An 18230-nucleotide genomic window follows, 5' to 3' on the forward strand; every position below is an offset into this window, starting at 1 on the left:
TATCTTTATCACAAGTGTAGTATTAATTATAAAAATGATTAATTCTAAAGAAGATATAAAATTTAAAATAAATCTTCTTATGATTATTACAAATTTTATAATGTGTGTATTAATAATAAATTATAGCTTAGTATAGGAGGTAAATAATGGAGATATTAAGTATGGAAAGAGGTAGTGGAAAAACTACAAAATTAATAAAAATATCAAATAAAACAAAAGCACCAATAATATGTAGAGATAAAAATACGGTAGGAATTATAAAGAAAATGGCTAAAGAAATGAAACTAGAAATACCTGAACCATTAAGTATTTATGAAAAAGATAAATTAAGATGTTCTTACAATCCTAGTAATGGTGTATTAATAGATGATGTAGATTCAATATTAAGTAGAATTTTAAGATGTAATGTATTATATGCTACTACAAGTTGTGATATAACTAAAATTAAAATGCGAAAAATTAAATATCCTTGTTTATATAAACATTTTAAAGGAGATATATATTGCACTAAATTTGTCAGTTATCCTTTATCATCTGAAGAATTTACAGATAAATATAGTGAAGAACATAAACAAAATAAAAAATCAATACACTTAATGTGTCTTCATACAGAAACGAATAAGAGCATAATAATTTCTAAAATCAATGATAAATATTATCATTATAAAAAAATTGATAACAGACCTTTAGTTATATATTATTGTGTGAGCGATGTAAAAAAAGCATTTAATTATGCTAGACCTGTAGATATGTTTTTATCAGAAGTAGATAAAGAAAAATATCCTAATGTAGAGCAGAAATACAGATTTGAAGAAATGGAAGGTTAATATGAGAACTATAAATATAATTGGTGAAATAAATGATAAAACAATCAAAGATGTTTTGGAGAAAATTTTTGAAATAGAAAAAGAAGACAATAAAATATTAAAAGCTAATAGCAAAATGTTATTAAAAACAGACCATAAAGAATTAGAAGATTTAACTATTAATATTACTTCTGTTGGTGGTTTAGTTTATGGATTCAATGCTATATATGATGCTTTATCGAAACTAAAATGTAAGGTTATAACTAGAGGTTTTGGACTTTGTGCTTCTGCTGGTTTTTGGCTTATGTTAGCTGGAGATGAGAGATATGCTGGAAAAAATACAAGGTTTTTATATCATACTTTAGGATACGATAATGGCTATGATATGCTACAGTTCCATAAAGAAAGACTAGAAACATCAGAAAAATTACAGAAAAATTTAGAAAAAATAATAATAGAAAAAACAAACATAACTCAAGATATGTTAGACGAACATATTAAAGATGATTGGAATATTTTCTTTGATGAAGCTGTAAAATTAAATGTAATACAAGGTGAAATATAATATGTTATTTAAAAAGAAATGGAAAATAGATTATGAATTTAATAAAAAAAATTTAAAAGAATTAACTTTAAAAACTAAACAAACTAATTTTAAAGAAATAAATAAATTAACACAAGAGTGTACAAATGAATTAAAAAATATAATAAAAGAAAAAATTATAGCTTTAGCTATAGAAGAAGTTTTTCAAATTTGTATAACTAAAAATGATTGTATAGAATGGATAAATTTACATACTACACCAAGAGGATTTGATATAATAATGAACAATTTAAAATCTTATTTTGAAGAAAGAGGGTTTAAGTTTGAAAAGAAATTAATATCAAATAATGATTATGAATATATTATTAGCTGGGGTGATTAAATATGGAAGATAAAGATTTTGCAAAAGAGTTTCATGAATATTTAGAGAAAATAAAGAAAGAAGAAGATGTAGAATTTGAAAGAAAATTTAAAAATTTTTATGATTTTTTAGATATATTTTTAGTATATTTTATTGAGTTTATGAAAATCACAGAAGGGAAAATTAAACTTATACATATTTGGTTATCATTTACTAATATAATAGGCTATCTTAAATTTAAAATTAGAAAAAAATGGTATAGAGATAAATTTTATACTAATTATCCAACATTTAATAGAATGTATGAAGGTTTGTTAAAATCAACTGAACTTGTTTCAGATATGTATATAAATAAATATCCTAATAAAAAAGATGAAATTGAAGGTTTAGATAATTTAGAGATAATAATATATTTCAATAAATAGGTGATATAAAATGATAGATAGAGTAGATTTTAAAAAATATGTTGTTCCTAGAAATAAAACTTTATCAGGAATGATTGCAAAAGATATAGAAATTTATAAAATAGATTTTGAAATAAAAGATATAAGATTAGTAAATAAATTTCGTGATTGTAATGGAATTTGTAATGCAGAAATAATGTATTTAGTAAAAAACAAATAGGAGGATTATATTATGAATATATTTTGCATAATGGGATATACTGCATCAGGAAAAGATACAGTAGTAAAAGAAATATCAAATAACTATGATGTAAGAAAGGTAGTACCTATAACTACAAGACCAATGAGAAAAGGAGAGCAGAACGGAATAGATTACTTCTTCTATGATAACGAATACTTTGCAGAAGAATTTAAAAATCTTATAGCTATAAGAAAATTCAAAGTTTGGAATAATGAAGTTTGGTCTTATGCTTTTGATAAAAGAGCCTTTAATAGCAACGATAATGTCATTATGTCAACTGATTTAATTGGATTTAAAGAAATTAAATATAATTTTCTTAATGATAATGTAGTAGGAATATTCTTAGATGTGCCAATAAGTGTACTTATAAAAAGATTAGAAGAACGAGGTACTCCTGAAGAAGAAATAGAAAGAAGATTAAAACACGATATAAATAAGTATAAGAAATCTTCTATAAACGATAAAGATAAACTTTATACCGTTAGTAATATAGACTTACATAAGACTATATCTAAAATAAATAACATAATAGAAGTTGAAACTTCTAAGAAAGGAAAATAAATGGAAAATTTTGACAAAAGAAAAATATACCTTTTTAGTATTAAAAAATATAAAAAAGATATGAAAAAAAGAATTAAAAGAGCCACAACAGAGTATGAAAAAGAAAAAATAAGAGAAAGTCTTAGGGAAGGTTTAAATGGTTTTGCTAAAGAGTTAGAAGATAATAGAAACACATTCTCTTTAGTTTCAGATAGTTCTAAAGTAGTTGGTTTATACACTTATAAAGGTGAAAATATATTTATATATCCTCAATGGTGCGTAGAAGTTACAGCAGATGAACTAAGAAAAAAAATAGATAAAAGTAAAAGAAAGTTTGGTGATTTATAGTTGGTAATAATGGGAATAGATGCTTCTTTATCTAGTACAGGAGTATGTATTGCAAAATCAAATAGTGAAATAATAGAAATAATAGAAACAAGTGTTATTCAAACTAAAAAAGATGATTTTAAAAATGAAGATTTAAGAATATTTTATATATGTAAAGAATTAGCTAAAAAAATGATTGATAATAAAGTTAATAGAGTTGTAATAGAAGAACAGTTTATGGCTAGAAATAGCAAAACAGTATTATCTCTTAGAAAAATGCTAGGTGCAATAATGTATTTAGTATATGAAATGGGATTAGAATTAGATTATCTATATCCAACAACTGTTAGGAAATTACTTCTTAATAATGGCAAAGCTAAGAAAGAAGAAGTGGCAAAATATATAAGAGGTAATATTATAGATATAGGCGAATATTCAGATAAAGCAGGTAAGAAAAAAACTTCTGATATATATGATGCAACTGCAATAGCTGTAGCTTATGATAAAAAAATTAAAAATGAGGGAGAGTAATTCTCCCTCTAATTATATAAAGGGAGGTTGAAAAATGTTACATTATATAATATTATTTCTAGCTTTATTGGTGTTATTATTAGTACAAAAAAATAGAAAATTATTACAAGAAGTAATAAAGATTTCTAAAAATGTTAATGATAATAATATCAATATTTTTGAAAAAAGAGAAAATCTCAAAGTTAAAAAAGGTTTAGAATCTAATATGCTAATATTAGATAAAGATATAGTGGTATATGATGATTGGGAAAAAGAATTACAATTAGTAATATTTCCCAAAAATGCAGATAGTTTTCCATTTTTAACAACAATTAAAAAAGATGTAGATGTTAAAGAAGCTACAGAAATATTTAATAAAATGAAAGAATGTTATGATGAGGGAGATGTATTATATGTCTTGCCGGACAATAGCCATAAAGAAGGATATAAGTAAATTGGAAAATGTAACTAAAGAAATGTTGCGTTTTCAAGGAAAATCAAGTAAAATAATATTAAAGATAGAAGATTTTGAAACAAATAAAACATATTATTTACTTGAAATTGATAATTGCGATAATATTTGGAATAATAATATGGTAGAAGAATATAAGGTAGATTAATTTCTACCTTATATATTTATATGGGAGGTAACTATGAAATTAAAACTTTTCACTCATAATGATTTAGACGGAATAGGAAATATAATAATAGCACAGCAATTAGTTAAATATGGTATTTATGAAGAACTAAATTTTGAAACTTGTTCTTATATAGATATTAATTCTAAGACATTAGATTATTTAAATAACCCTCAGGAAAATACAATGCTATTATTTACTGATATATCTGTTAGTGATGAAGTGGCTCAGAAAATAGATAAACTGGATATAGAGAAACAATTATTAGACCATCATAGGTCAGCATTAGAATTAAATAAATATTCTTGGTGTAATGTAGAAGAAATTATAGATGGAACTATAACTTCAGATAGACCTGAAGGTTTTAAAAATTGTGGTACTAAAATGTTTTTCGATGCAATTCAGCCATCTTTAATATCAAAGATACCAAAAGAATCTATGAAAACTTTAATAGAATTTGTAAATTTAGTAAGAGAATACGATACATGGGAATGGGAAGCTAATGATAATTTAGAACCTAAAAGATTAAATGATTTATTATTTATGAAAGGTCAAGATAAATTCATAACTTCTATGTTATATAAGATAGATAATGGTTTGGAAGTATTCAGCTTAGATGATTTAAATGATTTATACAAAAGACAGATAAAAATAGATAAATATATAGATGAAAAAGAAAAGTTTTTAGTTGAGGTAAATATAAAAGGTTTAAATGCTGGAGTTGTAATTGCCGAAAATTATATATCTGAACTAGCAAGTACTATCCTAAAGAGAAGAATAGACTTGGAAATATTAGTTATCTTAAATGGAAAAACAGTATCACTTAGAACTAGAAGAAACAATATAGACTTATCTAAATTAGCTGAAGAATATGGAGGAGGAGGTCATCAAAAGGCAAGTGGCTTTACATTAACTCCTGAAATGCTTAAATTAGGATATAGTAAAATGTTTAATGGCGATAACTGGGGAAAATTTGAAAAATAAAAAAATAAAAGGTACTGAAATTAATCAGTACCTTTCTTATATTAAAATATATTAGCATATAAATCATCCATTAATTCTGTTGATTTTTTAGTTACATCATCTAATTCATGTATATATATACTAGATGTTATTGTTGGTGAAGAATGTCCCATATTTTTTGCAACTTCTGTAATAGGTCTATGATTCTTTATTAGAAGTGAACCATAAAAATGTCTTAATCCGTGAAGCGTTGTTTCAGGTAAATTATTATCTTTTAAATATTTTTTAAATTCTCTTGAAAAAACATCTTCTGATATAGGTTTATCATTTTTACAGAATAATAATTGATTATCATATATATTATTTGCCAATTGATATTTTTTATATTCTTTTAATTCTTCTGTAAGTTGGTTAGATAATCTTAAAACTCTATCTGATGTTTTGGTTTTAGCCCTGTCTTCTAACACAACCTTATTTACCAACTTATCGAATTGATTTTTTTCTTTGATTATTGTAGTTATTCTATGTATATGTATTAATTGTTTTTTAAAATCTATAGCATCCCAACATAATCCTAATACTTCTGAGTTTCTTAAACCTAATTTTAATATTAATTGAACCCTTAAATTTAATTCTTTTGAACCATTTTTTTTCAATGTTTTTATCAACATTCCAACTTCTTCTTCTGAATATATATAAGTTTCTTTTTTTGATTTTTTAGGTTTTTCTATACCGACCATAATATCTTTATTTAATATATCATCTCTTAATGCAGATTTAATTACTATACCTAAAACCGTTAAATGTTGGTCTAAAGTAGAAGTGCTTATTTCGGAAGATTTTATTGCAATATAATCATTTATCATTCTAGTTTTTATATCAGAAACTTTTATATTTCCAAAAAAGTTTATTAAATGATTTAAAGCTGTTAAATAAGAATTATAAGTTTTTTCACTTATATTTTTTATTTTAAATTTATAATCTATTACTTCTTTAGAATAGTTTATAAAAGTAGTAGTAGAATGTATTCTTGAGTTTATCATAAATCCATCTTCTTTAAATACTTCATTTGCTATTTCAATTGCTTCATCTAAATTATTGATTCTATTTTGTTTTATTTTAGAATCAATCCTATATTTATAATTTTCCATCTCTTTTAAATTTTGAGAAGATTTACCAAGAGATTTATTTGAAAATTTTCCATCTTCTTTTTTATAATTCATTAAAAGTCTATACACTATACTATTATCTTTTAATATTTTTTTTTGTATTTTTACCATCATTTTTATTTACCTTCTTCCAATTTTTTACATTTCCTTACATATATAATAACATAAAAAATATACAAAAACAATAATATTTAGATACTTTTTAGATACTTTTTATTATAAAAATAAAAATAAATCCATTGTTTTCAATGTTTTATAGTATTTTACATATAATATGTTATTATATGTAAAGTAAAAAATCAATTTTAAGAAGCATTAAATATTCAAGGATAAATCATAAAGAAACAAATTTAAAACCTCTTAGAATCGATTTTAGAAGGTCGATTTTTTATAAAGTGGTAAATCTATGTACATAAGATGTAAGTTCAAAAAAAAATAAAAGACTACCTAAATAATTAAGTAGTCTTTTAAAATTATTTTATAATTTCTGATTTATCAGAATTATCAATATTAGAAACGGTTATATAACCTTTATTAATTAAAATAAGCTTATCTTCATCTGTTGAAGGATAGAAACCTTTTGATAATAAATCATTTATATATAATTTATTGTATATAAAAGGGAATACTAACCAACTTAAACCATAACTAAATATTGCACATAATATCATTATTAACATCCATTTCCAATCACCTCTAAATAGCGGTGTAAAGAATCCAAAGAAAAAGTTAGTCCAACTAAATCCTATTTTACATTCTTTTATCATTCCAATATCATTTTTTAATCGAATATTCATATTATTCTCCTTTGAACATATTTATTAAACTAACAAATATTATACTATATTTTATACATTAAAGTAAATATTGCTTATAAAAACTTAAACTATTCAGTAAATCTACATTTAACGAATAGTTATATATAACAAAAGAAAACCACCTACTTATATAGGTGGCTCTCTAAATTAAAAAATCAATCAAATTAAAAGAATTAAATCTTTTATACTATATATAATAATATATTTTTTATAAATTGTAAACATCTAAATTCCAAATGCTTCTAATAATAAATCTTCATCTTTTGATTTTAAATAAGAATCTGTTGTAGATATATCATTATGATGTGCTAATAATTTTAATTCAGATAACTCAAACTTTTTATTTAGATTTTTACAAATATAATGTTCTCCTGTAGAAAGTAATTCTAAAGCTATATGTCTAAGTGAATGAACATTTAATTCGCAATCTATATCAAATTTATAATTTAAAATTTCTCTCCAAGATTTAACCCAAGCATATACACTAGGTAAAGATGCAGGTCTAACTCCATTACTATCTTTTATAACCCAAAGTTCTTCTACATCATCTTCACCTCTCCAATCCATATAATATGTATAAGCTTCTTTAGTTAATTCATTATACATAAGTCTAAATTTTTTACCTCTTTTTCCTATTACTTCATTTGTGAAGTTTCCATCCATTGTTATAGAATCTTTTTTAACTTGATATAATTCATTTTTTCTACCTGCCGAATCTATTCCTAATGCTAATAATAATGCTTCTTGATATCTTTCTCTTGATATTAATTCATCATATAATCCTTTTACTTGTTCCCAACTTAAAAATACTATATCTCTAATATCTTCCTTATGAAGTCCTTTTACTTTAGAAGCATAGTTTACTTCAAATTCATCCTCATAATCCTCTTCATTGGAAGCAAATTCAAGAAGTGTTCTTACAGAACTCATTATTCTATTTACTCTTGCATTACTCATACCTTTTTCTTTAAAATATAAAACAAGATTTCTAAAATGTTTTTTCTTTAATTTATATAATTCTTTATTTTCTAATTCTTCTAAAACATAAACACATAGTATTTTTAAATCGTTATTATATTGATAAATAGTGCCTTCTGCTTTTCCTTGAGCTTTTAATTCAAGCATATAATCATCTATCAATTCTTTATTATACTTATTTACCTTTTTCCAATTTTCTTCTGTTACAAATTTATTATATTTCTGAGCCATTGTATTTTCCTTTCTATATTTAATTAAAAATTAAATAAAGAGTAGGAAAATACCTACTCTTTATCATTCAAATTTCTTTTTATGTCTGTTATATCTTCACTTATTTCTTCCATTTTATCGGTAAGCCTAGATATATTAATTGAGTTATTATTTGTTATATTTGTTATCTGATTGAGTTGGTCTAAAAATTTTTCCATTGTTTCTTTTCTTTCTTTAGCAAACTCAACCCTTTCTTCTTTAAAGGCATCTCTTTCTCTACTAGCCAATTGGTTAGCTTTAGTTATCTCATCTTTAAGATAAGATTTATCTTCCTCATACCTTTGTCTATCTTGCTCGATATAATCTCTAAGGAAGTTCCAAAGTAGCAAAGCTATTATAGATGAGATACCTATTTGACTAACTAATTCTGCAATTTCCTTCATTTGATTATCCTTTATTTATTTTTTATTTTTTTGTATTGTACTCCAACTTGATTTACTCCTATAGCTATTCCCCAAGATGCTATTCCTATATAGAAATTAGTTATAGTAAATCCTCCTAAGAATAAACAAGCAGAAACTATTGCTAATGGTAGTAATATAGCTGGTATGTATTCATTTTGTATTTTGTTTAAAGATTTTAAATAAGCACCAACAATATATAACCCAACAACCATTAATAATAATTCAGGTGGAATAAATTCCATTAAATCAATATTCATTACATTAAAATCTAACATATATTATTACTTCCCTTCTATTTCAGATATTATTTCTTTAGCTAAATTTAATATTTTTTCTTTATTTACTTTTGAATCTTCAGAAATTTTAGTTCCTTCTATTTTTCTAACTATAGCTATTATATCTTCACCATAAGTTTTTGAAGGACACCATTTACCACTTAAATCTTCTACTGTTTTTACTGTTCCTAAAAGATAAGTGAAGTGTCTTGGGTCTAATGTAGTCCCATTCTTTTTATATTTATTAACATCATAAAAAGTACCTTTTCCGTTATAGTATAATTCTGTTTCTTTACTGTATTTTGGATAACCTTTCACACCACAATATAAAGCAAGATGGTCTATAAATGCTTTCACTCCATCTTCCCAATATTCAAATCTTTTATGTGCATTAGGGTCATAATCTCCTCCACCATAAGAACCTTTAAGTCCACAAATGTTGCAGAAGTTTGGTCTTAATACACCTTTATAATTAAAATAACCAGTTTCTTTAAGTGCTTGTGCAACAGCAACTACTGGATTTATACCAACTTTTATAGCTTCATCATATATCATAGGTACAATAGCATAACACAAAGAGTGTGCAGTTTTTGTGTTTTTGATGAATTGCATAACTTGGTCTTTTGTTGCAGTAGGCTTAGATAAAATTAACATTTTATTCATCACTCTGCCTTTCTTATTAAAGTTTATTTTATATTAATTAAATCTAATTAAGTTAAATTAATATTTACTATAATTGTTTAGCTACATTTTTGAAAGTTTCAAATCTATTAGTGTCATTTGCATTACCACCAACTTGTATTACTTTATCTACCTTTAAATTGGCTTTTTCTTTTTCATAATCTGAAACTTTCATTAAAGCACATTTATTTTTCTGTGCTAATACTATTGCACCGAATACATCGGCATCTCCTAAGTAAGTTACTAAAGTTTTCATATAAACATCTCCCTTATTAGTGTTATTTGTTTGTGGTTTTGGTTTAACAGTACTAGTTGAAGGTTTATAAGTTTTTCCTTCTATACCATCTGCTATTGCTCTAGCTATTTTATCTTTGTTAGCTTTATAAACTTTCGCATCATCTAAATCATCTACAAAGCATACTTCTATAAGTAATGCTTTTGAATTAGTTTTGTTTAGGAATTTTAAACCAGTTCTTTCTTTAACTCCTCTATTATGGAAACCTATACTAGCTATATTTTTTCCTATTATTTCACATTTAGGAATAACATTATCATTTACATATAATACTTCTACACCCGTAGTTTTTCCATTTCCTTTTTCGTTTTCTGCACCACTATTAAAGTGTATTGAAACATCTAAATCTACTGAATGTGCATTACATTTTGCTATTATTTTGTTTAGTACATCAGTTTGACCACTACCATTATCGCAAGTACAATTATATACTGTATGACCATCTGCTTTTAGATATTCAATTACTTTTTTAGTTAAATATCTAGCTTCTGTCGATTCATACATATTAGTACTTCTACTTGAAGCACCACAAGCTACTTTACCATCAGGGTTGTGTCCTGCCGAAATATTAAACTTCATATAATCATCACCTTTCTTTATAATAAAAAAGAACTGATTTTAAATCAGTTCTTATATAAACATATTCTATTGTGTAACTAATGTTCCTAATTTTACAAAATTATCATTTACTTCTGAAATTATAGATTCAGCTATTTTTTTAGATTCATTATCTATATAATTTAATGTAATTGAACCGTAACTTTCTTGATAACTATTAAATTTAGAATAAAAATTATTATATGTCTTTATTTTATTTGTTATTGTTATAGAACGATTTAATTTTATAGCACAATCATTAAACATATAATCTATATTTACTAAATTATTTAATATTACATTTTCAAATTTATTCAATGTAACATATACAGCACTAGCATTGGAATATGTTACATAATCAAATAAATGACTTGCATTTTCTATATATTCACCATAAAAATTATTAAAATATATATTATTAAAATAATTTACACCAAGATTAAACATATAACTAGAATTTTTATTTGCATAAATTTTTTTATTTGAATATATATAATATGTATCATAGGTTCTGCCACCATCTGATATACTTTTTTTTAATAATAAAATACTACCATCTTGTTTTTGAGATAAATCCTCTTTCAAATCTTGTGCATCAGAAGGCAAAGAATCGGTAAACATTAAATCATTATATGTAGCACCTGCATCTGGTGCATAAATCATCGTTCCTATATGTTTTCTTAATATATCTCTAACTTTAGTTCCTTCTAATAAAAAGTTTATTGGTTCATTATTTAACTTTTTAACTAATGTACTAAAATTATCAGTAGGTTCATATAATAAATTATTAGCATCCATTATAGTTTTTAAATTATCACTACTTACTTTTAATAAATCATTTATTTCTTGTAATTTATAGTTTATTTCATGAAATCTTGCACTAAGTCTTAACTTAGATGGTTTCACCATCATATCTAATGGTGGTGTGGGGTTATCAGGTGAAATTTGAAATACATCATTTAATTTATCAATTAAGGATTCTAATGTTTCTGTATCTGTAGCACTTCCACCTTTATTATTAATAATATATGCTATATAAGATTTACAACTTTTTATACTTTCAGTTGTTTTATTTATATAGTTAGTTATATCATTTAATGTAGTAGTAGAAGGTGCTTTGTCTACTGGTATTATTTCAGGTGGTGGAAGTTCTTCTATACAATAAATATATTTTGGTGCATCATATAGTATCTCCATTGGTTTGTCTATTGTTACTACAAAACTTTTTTTCAGATGTATATTTCCATTTACTTTTTCTGCAACAATTGTACTTTCCTTGCTCATACCATTCTCTTTTAAATAAATGTTTATTGATGTAGCTGGACCCATATAAGTATTTTTAAAATTTAATGATTCAGTTTCATTTTGTGCAAAAATATTTTCTTTTACAGAAACATCTGTTAAATCATCCTCATTTAAGTATATTTTTTTTGTTCTCATTCCTTTTTTACATAAAACTACATTTTGCGGAATTAAACTTTTATCTATTTCACTTATATTAGACATCTACTTCACCACCTATAAATTATCAATAGTGCTATTAACACTATTAATTAAATTAGTTCTAGCAGTACCAACATCAGATTTTAATTTTTCAACATCTGCTTTTACTTGCTCATAATCAGAAGGTGTAGCATTTCCTAATTCAGTACTTATTTTCTGAGAACTCCAAGTAGAAGTTGTAGTAGTTGTCGTATCTGATATTTCTGTTGTATTAGATAAGCCATCTTTAACTTCATTAACAGCATTAACTAATGTATCTTTTTTACTTGTTTTTAAAGTTGATAAATCACCTATATTGGCAATCTTTTTAAATAAATCTTTAATATTCAAGTTTAATCAACTCCTTTTTATAAATTTAACACTCCCACTTTACATATATCTATTGAAATGTTATAATATATATGATATTAGTGAGAGTGTATGTATTTTCCGCCGACTATATTAAATCAACTATAAGATTATCCTTTCCATCTGCTAATAACATTGTGTCTACATCATCTTTTAGATGTGCGAAGTTAGGATTTGATAAAAACATTTTATATGCTTTCTGTCCTTCTTCTACACTTATTCTTGCTTTCTTTTCAACTCTTATAACTATATACATAGCCATACTATCAACCCCTTTTGATTTATTTTGTTTTAAATTTAAAGTCATTGGCATTTCTGCACTTTGCATTAGTAGGAAGTCTACCATTTCTTGTGTTGCATTAATATCTACATCTTGTAATCTTTGACTTTCTTGCATTTGTTTGTTCTCATCACTAAGAACTTGCAACCATTCTCTGAATGTATATTGGATTTCATCATATTGCCAATATTCCATTTGTTGCTGAGTATGTTCATCTAATTGAGATTTTCTTTCAATATTGGTTCTCTTATAAACTGTATCCACATTCACTTCTACTTCAGGAATAGATATTTGAGTACCTTGAACACCTTTAATTTCTAGCATTTTCTATCACCTTCTTACTGTTTGGATTCTTTTCAAATTCCTTTATCAATAAAGGATTTATATATTTCAAAGATAAATCATAAGAATTACACCATTTTAACCAACCCACATAACTATTAACTGTACAAAAATTACTAAATGATAAACTATCTTGTTTAACTAATTTCTTACATTTTTCTTTCATTCTTTTATAAGTTGATTTTCTTAATAATTTATAGTGTCTAAATACTCTATAGCCAACAAAATCTATACCTCTTACATTGGTTGGAAATATTTGCCAATTTTCTTTGACTTTTAAATCAAGATTTACTTTAAGATATTCGTCAATTTCTCTTTTTAGATTATGTAGAAAATTCTTATCACCATCTAATATGACAATATCGTCCATATATCTAAATACATATTTGCATTTCTTTTCTTCTTTCAACCAATGGTCGAAGTAACTTAAATAGAAATTAGCAAAATATTGCGACAAATAATTTCCTATTGGTACACCTTTACTACCTTCAACACTATCAATTATTTCATCTAGTAATTCTAATAATAATTTATCTTTAAATTTCTTTCTTAGTAAATTCTTCAAAATATCGTGATTGATATTAGGAAAGAATTTTTTAACATCTATTTTTAAACAGTATTCTGTATTATTTTCGTCTTTAAGTGCTTTATCTAATTGTTTTAGAGTTCTGTGAATACCTCTATCTTTTAGACTAGCATTTGTAAAATCTGTAAATGTTTGCATAAATATATGTTCAATTTGTAACATTATTGCCCAATGAACAATTCTGTCAGGATAGAAAGGTAACTTATAAATTTCTCTTTCTTTACCTTTATCATTTTTCTTGAATATTACATATTCACTTGTTTTATAATTTCCACTTATTAACATTTGTTGTATTTGCTCCAAATAATAATCAGGATTTTCATCAATTATCTTAACTTCTTCATAATAAGATTTACCTTTTCTAGCATTTCTATAAGCTAATCTTAAATTATCCATTTCCACAATTTTTGGAAATATATTGTTGTATCTTTTCATTTTAAAATTTTACTCCTATTTTAAAAAGTCTTTTTATTTTTAGCGAATTTTCGGATATTCCTACTAATACACTTTATATCAAATCTTTGTTATGTTTTGCCAAGAGGCAAGGCAATAGTTCTCTTTGTGTTCATAATATTTAATTTTATAAAAAGATAAGGTGAGAACCTAAATTCGAATTAGAATTAGAAGGTGAATAATTCACATTCAAATTGAAAGTACTAGCATTAAGCCTATTATTCCAATTACTACTGAACTTAGTGAAATAGTCTGAATTAGTATAACTATAATCTTTTTATTGCCCACCTATATATTCTTGTATATAGGATTTAATATTTAGTTTTTATATTCAGTTTTATATTAAATTTTAATTGGTTCTCTAACTTGCTATCCTAAAAAGACAAGGCGAGAACCCAAATACGAACTAGAATAAGAAGGCGAACAACTCACATACAAATAGAAAGCACCAGCATAAAGCCCATAATCCCAATGACCACCGAACCTAGCGAAAGAGCCCGAACTAGCATAACCATAATCGCAATAGTAAGTAGTATCACTTCCATTAAATTCTTTAGGGAAAAATCCACCTTCATTAGTATGTGCAACTTTGGAGATTTTTCCACCACCATAAGTGCTTACAAACTTACCAACATTTTTAAATCCACTACCATTGTCATTAAATGTTTTATTGTCAGGTGTTACAGTAACTTGATAAGAATTATTATGGAACATACCATCTACCCATTGCCATATATTTCCATAGAAGTCTTCTATACCTAAGAAACATACTTGTTGTTTACCACCAGTTTCACCAAATATCATACCTTTTGTGTTAGTACCACCAGTATTAGTTTTATTACTATTACTATTTGCATATCCATAACCTAAAGCATTTTGTGAGTTTAGATTTTTATATGCAAGAAGATATAAGTTTTGTAAAAGCATTAATGTAAACCAATTGAATTGTTGGTAACCACTTCCTACATTATGAGCATAATTTCTAAATTGAGTTAATGTAGTATTTACTGTTGGAGAAACTCCACTTCTACTTCTTAATTTGTTACTTTCTACATATCCAAGATAAGCACCAACATATATATGGTCTTTTTCTACTCCTCCAACCTTATGTGCATAACAATCATAAGAACTATCTATTTTATAGTTAGATATTCTCATTTCATATCCATTAGTTACATTAGTAAACTTCCAATAAACTTTAGGAATTTCAACCATTACATCTACATCATTAGGAACTGTTGAACCATCTATATATTGAGTTTTATTGCTTGGCTTAATTTCTTTTGTAACTTTTCCACCTTTGAATCCAACCATTCTTATTTTGTTGAATGGAAACTTATCTGCCCATCCTCCTAAACTAGTTTTTGTTGCTACAGAAGTTCCTACAGCATCTTCTATATAAGTGCAACAACTATTAGGATTTGAATTGTTTTCCATAACTTTTACACCAAATATCTGATAATTTGCAGTTGTAACAGAAATAGTATCACTTCTTACAGTATCTATACCATCTGTAACTTCTATCTGAATTTGATATTTTGTATTAAGATTTAGGTTATTAACTCTATAAGTAAATTCATTATTTACAACTTCATAACCGACTTCTTTTGTAATTTCTTGTTTTCTTCCATCTATATACACATAATGACGAAGTATAGTGTTTTCAAAGTCCTCTGCTATATACTTAATATCAAAGAAAGTTGATTCTATTTTACCTTCTTGTCTGAAATTTCTTATAGTAGGAGGGTTGTTACCTTTTCCACCACTCATTGAAATTCTTATAATTCCACTCATCATATCATTCCTTTCTCTTAAAATTTTGCATTAAAAAAAGAAGGTCTTATAACCTTCTATCCTAAATAACATAATCTTGTTCCTACACCTGAGCCTGAACCTGATGCAGTAAATTCAACACTTAAATTAAATATCCCTGCATTATTCATATCTCTATAATATCCACCTGAAACTGGTATGCAATTAATGGATATTCTTGCCATATCGCTATAATAAGTATTTGAACTTCCATTAAATGCAGTTGGGAAAAATCCACTTTCATTAGTATGAGATATATCACTTATATATCCATTTTTAGGTGTTGAAAATTTTCCTAAATTTTTATAATTACTACCATCATCATTAAAAGTTTTATTATCAGGAGTAACTAAAATTTCTCCATTTTTATTGTAAACAATTCCATCAACCCATTGTCTACAATTACCCCATAAATCTTCAATACCAAGAAAACACATTTGAATACTATTATCTATACTTCCATAACATAAGTTTCTTCTATTAGTACCACCAGTAGTAGTTTTACCACCAACACCAGTATAACCTTGACCTAAAGCTATTTGAGAATCTAAATTTTTATAAGCCATCAAATAAAGTATTTGAATTAATATTAATGTGTTCCAATTCCATAATTGGTAACCTTCTCCGTTAGCTCGAGCATAATTTCTAAATTGAGTTAATGTTTTACTAGTTGTCGGCATAGAAGAGTTGTAACTTCTTAATTTATCATTTATAACACTACCTAAATAAGCACCCACATAAATAAAGTCTTTTTCGATTCCATTTACTTTATGAGCATAACAATCCCAATTATCATCTATTTTTGAATCTGAAATTCTTAATTCATATCCATTAGAAGTATTTTTAAAATTCCAATATACTTTAGGTATCTTTACCATAATATCTACATCTGTAGGTGCAAAACTTCCATCAATATATTGTGTTCTATTGGTAACATTAATATATTTTGTTTCTTTACCTTCTTTAAATCCTACTAATTTGATTTTATTAAATGGGAATCTATTTTGCCAAATATTAAAAGAATCATTTGTAGCAGGTGTAAAATCTATAGAATCTTCTATATATGTTATAGAAGTTGATACATTAGAATTTGTATTATCAACTTTGATGCCATATATTACACTTTTTTCTGTTTTAACTTGTAATATTTCACTTTTAGAAATTATATCTGAATCATTTATTTCAATTTGAATATTATATACTGTTCCACTAGTTAAAGATTTTAATGTATAAGAAAATTCATTATTTTCTTTATCATATATAACATCCTTAGTTATTTCTTTTCTTTCACCATTTATATTTATAAAATGTTTTAAATTTAATGATTTAAAATTTTCTACATTATATTTTATAGTGAAACCACTAGAAGTTATTTTTCCATCAACTCTTAAATTTTTAATAATAGCTTTAATAACACTATTTCCATTACCACTTATTTTAATCATTCCACTCATTTAATCACCTCTTACGATTACTAGTATATTTATATCCATTGTTGGTTTTTTACCATAGGCAACTAAATTTATGGTATTAGTTGTTTGAGAACCTGCTATTATTTTAGCTTCTCCAAATGCAGTTAGTTCAGCTTCTGTCATTAAAGGTTCAACTGAATTTGTTACTTCCCAATTTTTATCTGCATCCATTCCTTCTATTGTTATGGCATAGTTATAAGGTGCTTCTGCACCAGTCCAATTAGTGTGAGTTAAAGTTATATTATGTTTAGATGATTTTAAAGTTACATTTCCATTAGTATCAGCATTTTGACCATTTATACTTTTTACTATTGTTTTATTATCTTCAAATTTTGAACCATTTTTTAAAATTGCCATCTAATCACACTCCTTCTTTTTATAATAAAAAAGAGTAGGTATAAAACCTACTCTAATATTTGTTTTTCTCTTATTTCATAAACGTGTAAATTTTTATTTTTATCTATATAAGGATTTTCACCTTGTCTTAAATCTTCTACTATTTCATTTACTTCAAATGTTTCTTTATTAAAAGATACGTTATTACAACCTTCCTTTAGGCTATCTTTTAATAATAATGTATCTTTATAAATTCTTCCAACTATCATAATATCAC

Annotated in this window: 26 protein-coding genes; 11 read left to right on the forward strand and 15 right to left on the reverse strand. The window is 25.1% G+C overall.

The window, feature by feature from the left end:
• Window positions 1-146: 146 nt before the first annotated feature.
• From ACK2WN_RS02065 to ACK2WN_RS02115, 11 genes are read left to right on the forward strand one after another with little or no spacing between them, the layout of a single operon-like run.
• Window positions 147-827: a hypothetical protein gene (locus tag ACK2WN_RS02065; protein WP_416154674.1), complete on the forward strand. Its 681-nt coding sequence runs from the start codon at window positions 147-149 to the stop codon at window positions 825-827.
• 1 nt (window position 828) lies between these two features.
• Window positions 829-1371, forward strand: coding sequence for a ClpP family protease (locus tag ACK2WN_RS02070; protein ID WP_416154675.1), 543 nt, complete (start codon window positions 829-831; stop codon window positions 1369-1371).
• Window position 1372: 1 nt separating this feature from the next.
• Window positions 1373-1732, forward strand: coding sequence for a hypothetical protein (locus tag ACK2WN_RS02075; protein WP_416154676.1), 360 nt, complete (start codon window positions 1373-1375; stop codon window positions 1730-1732).
• A 2-nt stretch (window positions 1733-1734) separates the two neighbouring features.
• Complete coding sequence (locus ACK2WN_RS02080; protein ID WP_416154677.1) at window positions 1735-2136, forward strand: hypothetical protein; 402 nt, start codon at window positions 1735-1737, stop codon at window positions 2134-2136.
• 10 nt (window positions 2137-2146) lie between these two features.
• Window positions 2147-2335 (forward strand): hypothetical protein, encoded by a 189-nt coding sequence (locus ACK2WN_RS02085; protein WP_416154678.1) that lies wholly within the window; start codon window positions 2147-2149, stop codon window positions 2333-2335.
• A gap of 12 nt (window positions 2336-2347) precedes the next feature.
• Window positions 2348-2917 (forward strand): AAA family ATPase, encoded by a 570-nt coding sequence (locus tag ACK2WN_RS02090; protein WP_416154679.1) that lies wholly within the window; start codon window positions 2348-2350, stop codon window positions 2915-2917.
• Complete coding sequence (locus ACK2WN_RS02095) at window positions 2918-3244, forward strand: hypothetical protein (RefSeq protein ID WP_416154680.1); 327 nt, start codon at window positions 2918-2920, stop codon at window positions 3242-3244.
• Between the two features lie 9 nt (window positions 3245-3253).
• Entirely contained in the window at window positions 3254-3754 is a 501-nt protein-coding gene (locus ACK2WN_RS02100; RefSeq protein WP_416154802.1) for a crossover junction endodeoxyribonuclease RuvC, read from the forward strand.
• Window positions 3755-3788: 34 nt separating this feature from the next.
• Window positions 3789-4187 carry a hypothetical protein gene (locus tag ACK2WN_RS02105; protein ID WP_416154681.1) on the forward strand — a complete coding sequence of 133 codons (399 nt, stop codon included), beginning with the start codon at window positions 3789-3791 and terminating at the stop codon, window positions 4185-4187.
• 1 nt (window position 4188) lies between these two features.
• Window positions 4189-4353 carry a hypothetical protein gene (locus tag ACK2WN_RS02110; protein ID WP_416154682.1) on the forward strand — a complete coding sequence of 55 codons (165 nt, stop codon included), beginning with the start codon at window positions 4189-4191 and terminating at the stop codon, window positions 4351-4353.
• 33 nt (window positions 4354-4386) lie between these two features.
• Window positions 4387-5355, forward strand: a complete 969-nt coding sequence (locus ACK2WN_RS02115) for a DHHA1 domain-containing protein (protein WP_416154683.1) — start codon at window positions 4387-4389, stop codon at window positions 5353-5355.
• A 41-nt stretch (window positions 5356-5396) separates the two neighbouring features.
• Here ACK2WN_RS02115 and ACK2WN_RS02120 read toward each other — a convergent pair whose 3' ends face one another.
• The 15 genes from ACK2WN_RS02120 to ACK2WN_RS02190 form a co-directional block, all read right to left on the reverse strand.
• The gene (locus ACK2WN_RS02120; RefSeq protein WP_416154684.1) at window positions 5397-6617 is read right to left on the reverse strand and encodes a tyrosine-type recombinase/integrase; all 1221 of its coding nucleotides are present in this window, start codon (window positions 6615-6617) and stop codon (window positions 5397-5399) included.
• A 359-nt stretch (window positions 6618-6976) separates the two neighbouring features.
• On the reverse strand, window positions 6977-7300 hold the full coding sequence (locus ACK2WN_RS02125) for a hypothetical protein (RefSeq protein ID WP_416154685.1): 324 nt from the start codon (window positions 7298-7300) through the stop codon (window positions 6977-6979).
• Window positions 7301-7546: 246 nt separating this feature from the next.
• Window positions 7547-8530 (reverse strand): tyrosine-type recombinase/integrase, encoded by a 984-nt coding sequence (locus ACK2WN_RS02130; protein ID WP_416154686.1) that lies wholly within the window; start codon window positions 8528-8530, stop codon window positions 7547-7549.
• Between the two features lie 53 nt (window positions 8531-8583).
• Window positions 8584-8952, reverse strand: coding sequence for a hypothetical protein (locus ACK2WN_RS02135; RefSeq protein WP_416154687.1), 369 nt, complete (start codon window positions 8950-8952; stop codon window positions 8584-8586).
• An 11-nt stretch (window positions 8953-8963) separates the two neighbouring features.
• Window positions 8964-9248: a phage holin family protein gene (locus ACK2WN_RS02140; RefSeq protein ID WP_416154688.1), complete on the reverse strand. Its 285-nt coding sequence runs from the start codon at window positions 9246-9248 to the stop codon at window positions 8964-8966.
• A 6-nt stretch (window positions 9249-9254) separates the two neighbouring features.
• A complete protein-coding gene (locus tag ACK2WN_RS02145; RefSeq protein ID WP_416154689.1) occupies window positions 9255-9911 on the reverse strand; it encodes a glucosaminidase domain-containing protein in 657 nt (218 codons plus the stop codon).
• A gap of 67 nt (window positions 9912-9978) precedes the next feature.
• Window positions 9979-10803: an N-acetylmuramoyl-L-alanine amidase gene (locus tag ACK2WN_RS02150; RefSeq protein WP_416154690.1), complete on the reverse strand. Its 825-nt coding sequence runs from the start codon at window positions 10801-10803 to the stop codon at window positions 9979-9981.
• Between the two features lie 66 nt (window positions 10804-10869).
• Window positions 10870-12327 carry a hypothetical protein gene (locus tag ACK2WN_RS02155; RefSeq protein ID WP_416154691.1) on the reverse strand — a complete coding sequence of 486 codons (1458 nt, stop codon included), beginning with the start codon at window positions 12325-12327 and terminating at the stop codon, window positions 10870-10872.
• A gap of 12 nt (window positions 12328-12339) precedes the next feature.
• Window positions 12340-12654 carry a hypothetical protein gene (locus ACK2WN_RS02160; protein WP_416154692.1) on the reverse strand — a complete coding sequence of 105 codons (315 nt, stop codon included), beginning with the start codon at window positions 12652-12654 and terminating at the stop codon, window positions 12340-12342.
• A gap of 106 nt (window positions 12655-12760) precedes the next feature.
• Window positions 12761-13276, reverse strand: coding sequence for a hypothetical protein (locus ACK2WN_RS02165; protein WP_416154693.1), 516 nt, complete (start codon window positions 13274-13276; stop codon window positions 12761-12763).
• A complete protein-coding gene (locus tag ACK2WN_RS02170; protein WP_416154694.1) occupies window positions 13263-14315 on the reverse strand; it encodes an RNA-directed DNA polymerase in 1053 nt (350 codons plus the stop codon). The genes ACK2WN_RS02165 and ACK2WN_RS02170 overlap by 14 nt, the downstream gene beginning before the upstream one ends.
• A gap of 387 nt (window positions 14316-14702) precedes the next feature.
• A complete protein-coding gene (locus tag ACK2WN_RS02175; protein WP_416154695.1) occupies window positions 14703-16130 on the reverse strand; it encodes a hypothetical protein in 1428 nt (475 codons plus the stop codon).
• A gap of 53 nt (window positions 16131-16183) precedes the next feature.
• Window positions 16184-17599: a hypothetical protein gene (locus ACK2WN_RS02180; RefSeq protein WP_416154696.1), complete on the reverse strand. Its 1416-nt coding sequence runs from the start codon at window positions 17597-17599 to the stop codon at window positions 16184-16186.
• Window positions 17600-17974 carry a hypothetical protein gene (locus tag ACK2WN_RS02185; protein WP_416154697.1) on the reverse strand — a complete coding sequence of 125 codons (375 nt, stop codon included), beginning with the start codon at window positions 17972-17974 and terminating at the stop codon, window positions 17600-17602.
• A 47-nt stretch (window positions 17975-18021) separates the two neighbouring features.
• On the reverse strand, window positions 18022-18222 hold the full coding sequence (locus ACK2WN_RS02190; protein ID WP_416154698.1) for a hypothetical protein: 201 nt from the start codon (window positions 18220-18222) through the stop codon (window positions 18022-18024).
• Between the last annotated feature and the right edge of the window lie 8 nt (window positions 18223-18230).

Source organism: Peptacetobacter sp. AB800, assembly GCF_047807365.1.
Classification (GTDB): Bacteria; Bacillota; Clostridia; order Peptostreptococcales; family Peptostreptococcaceae; genus Peptacetobacter.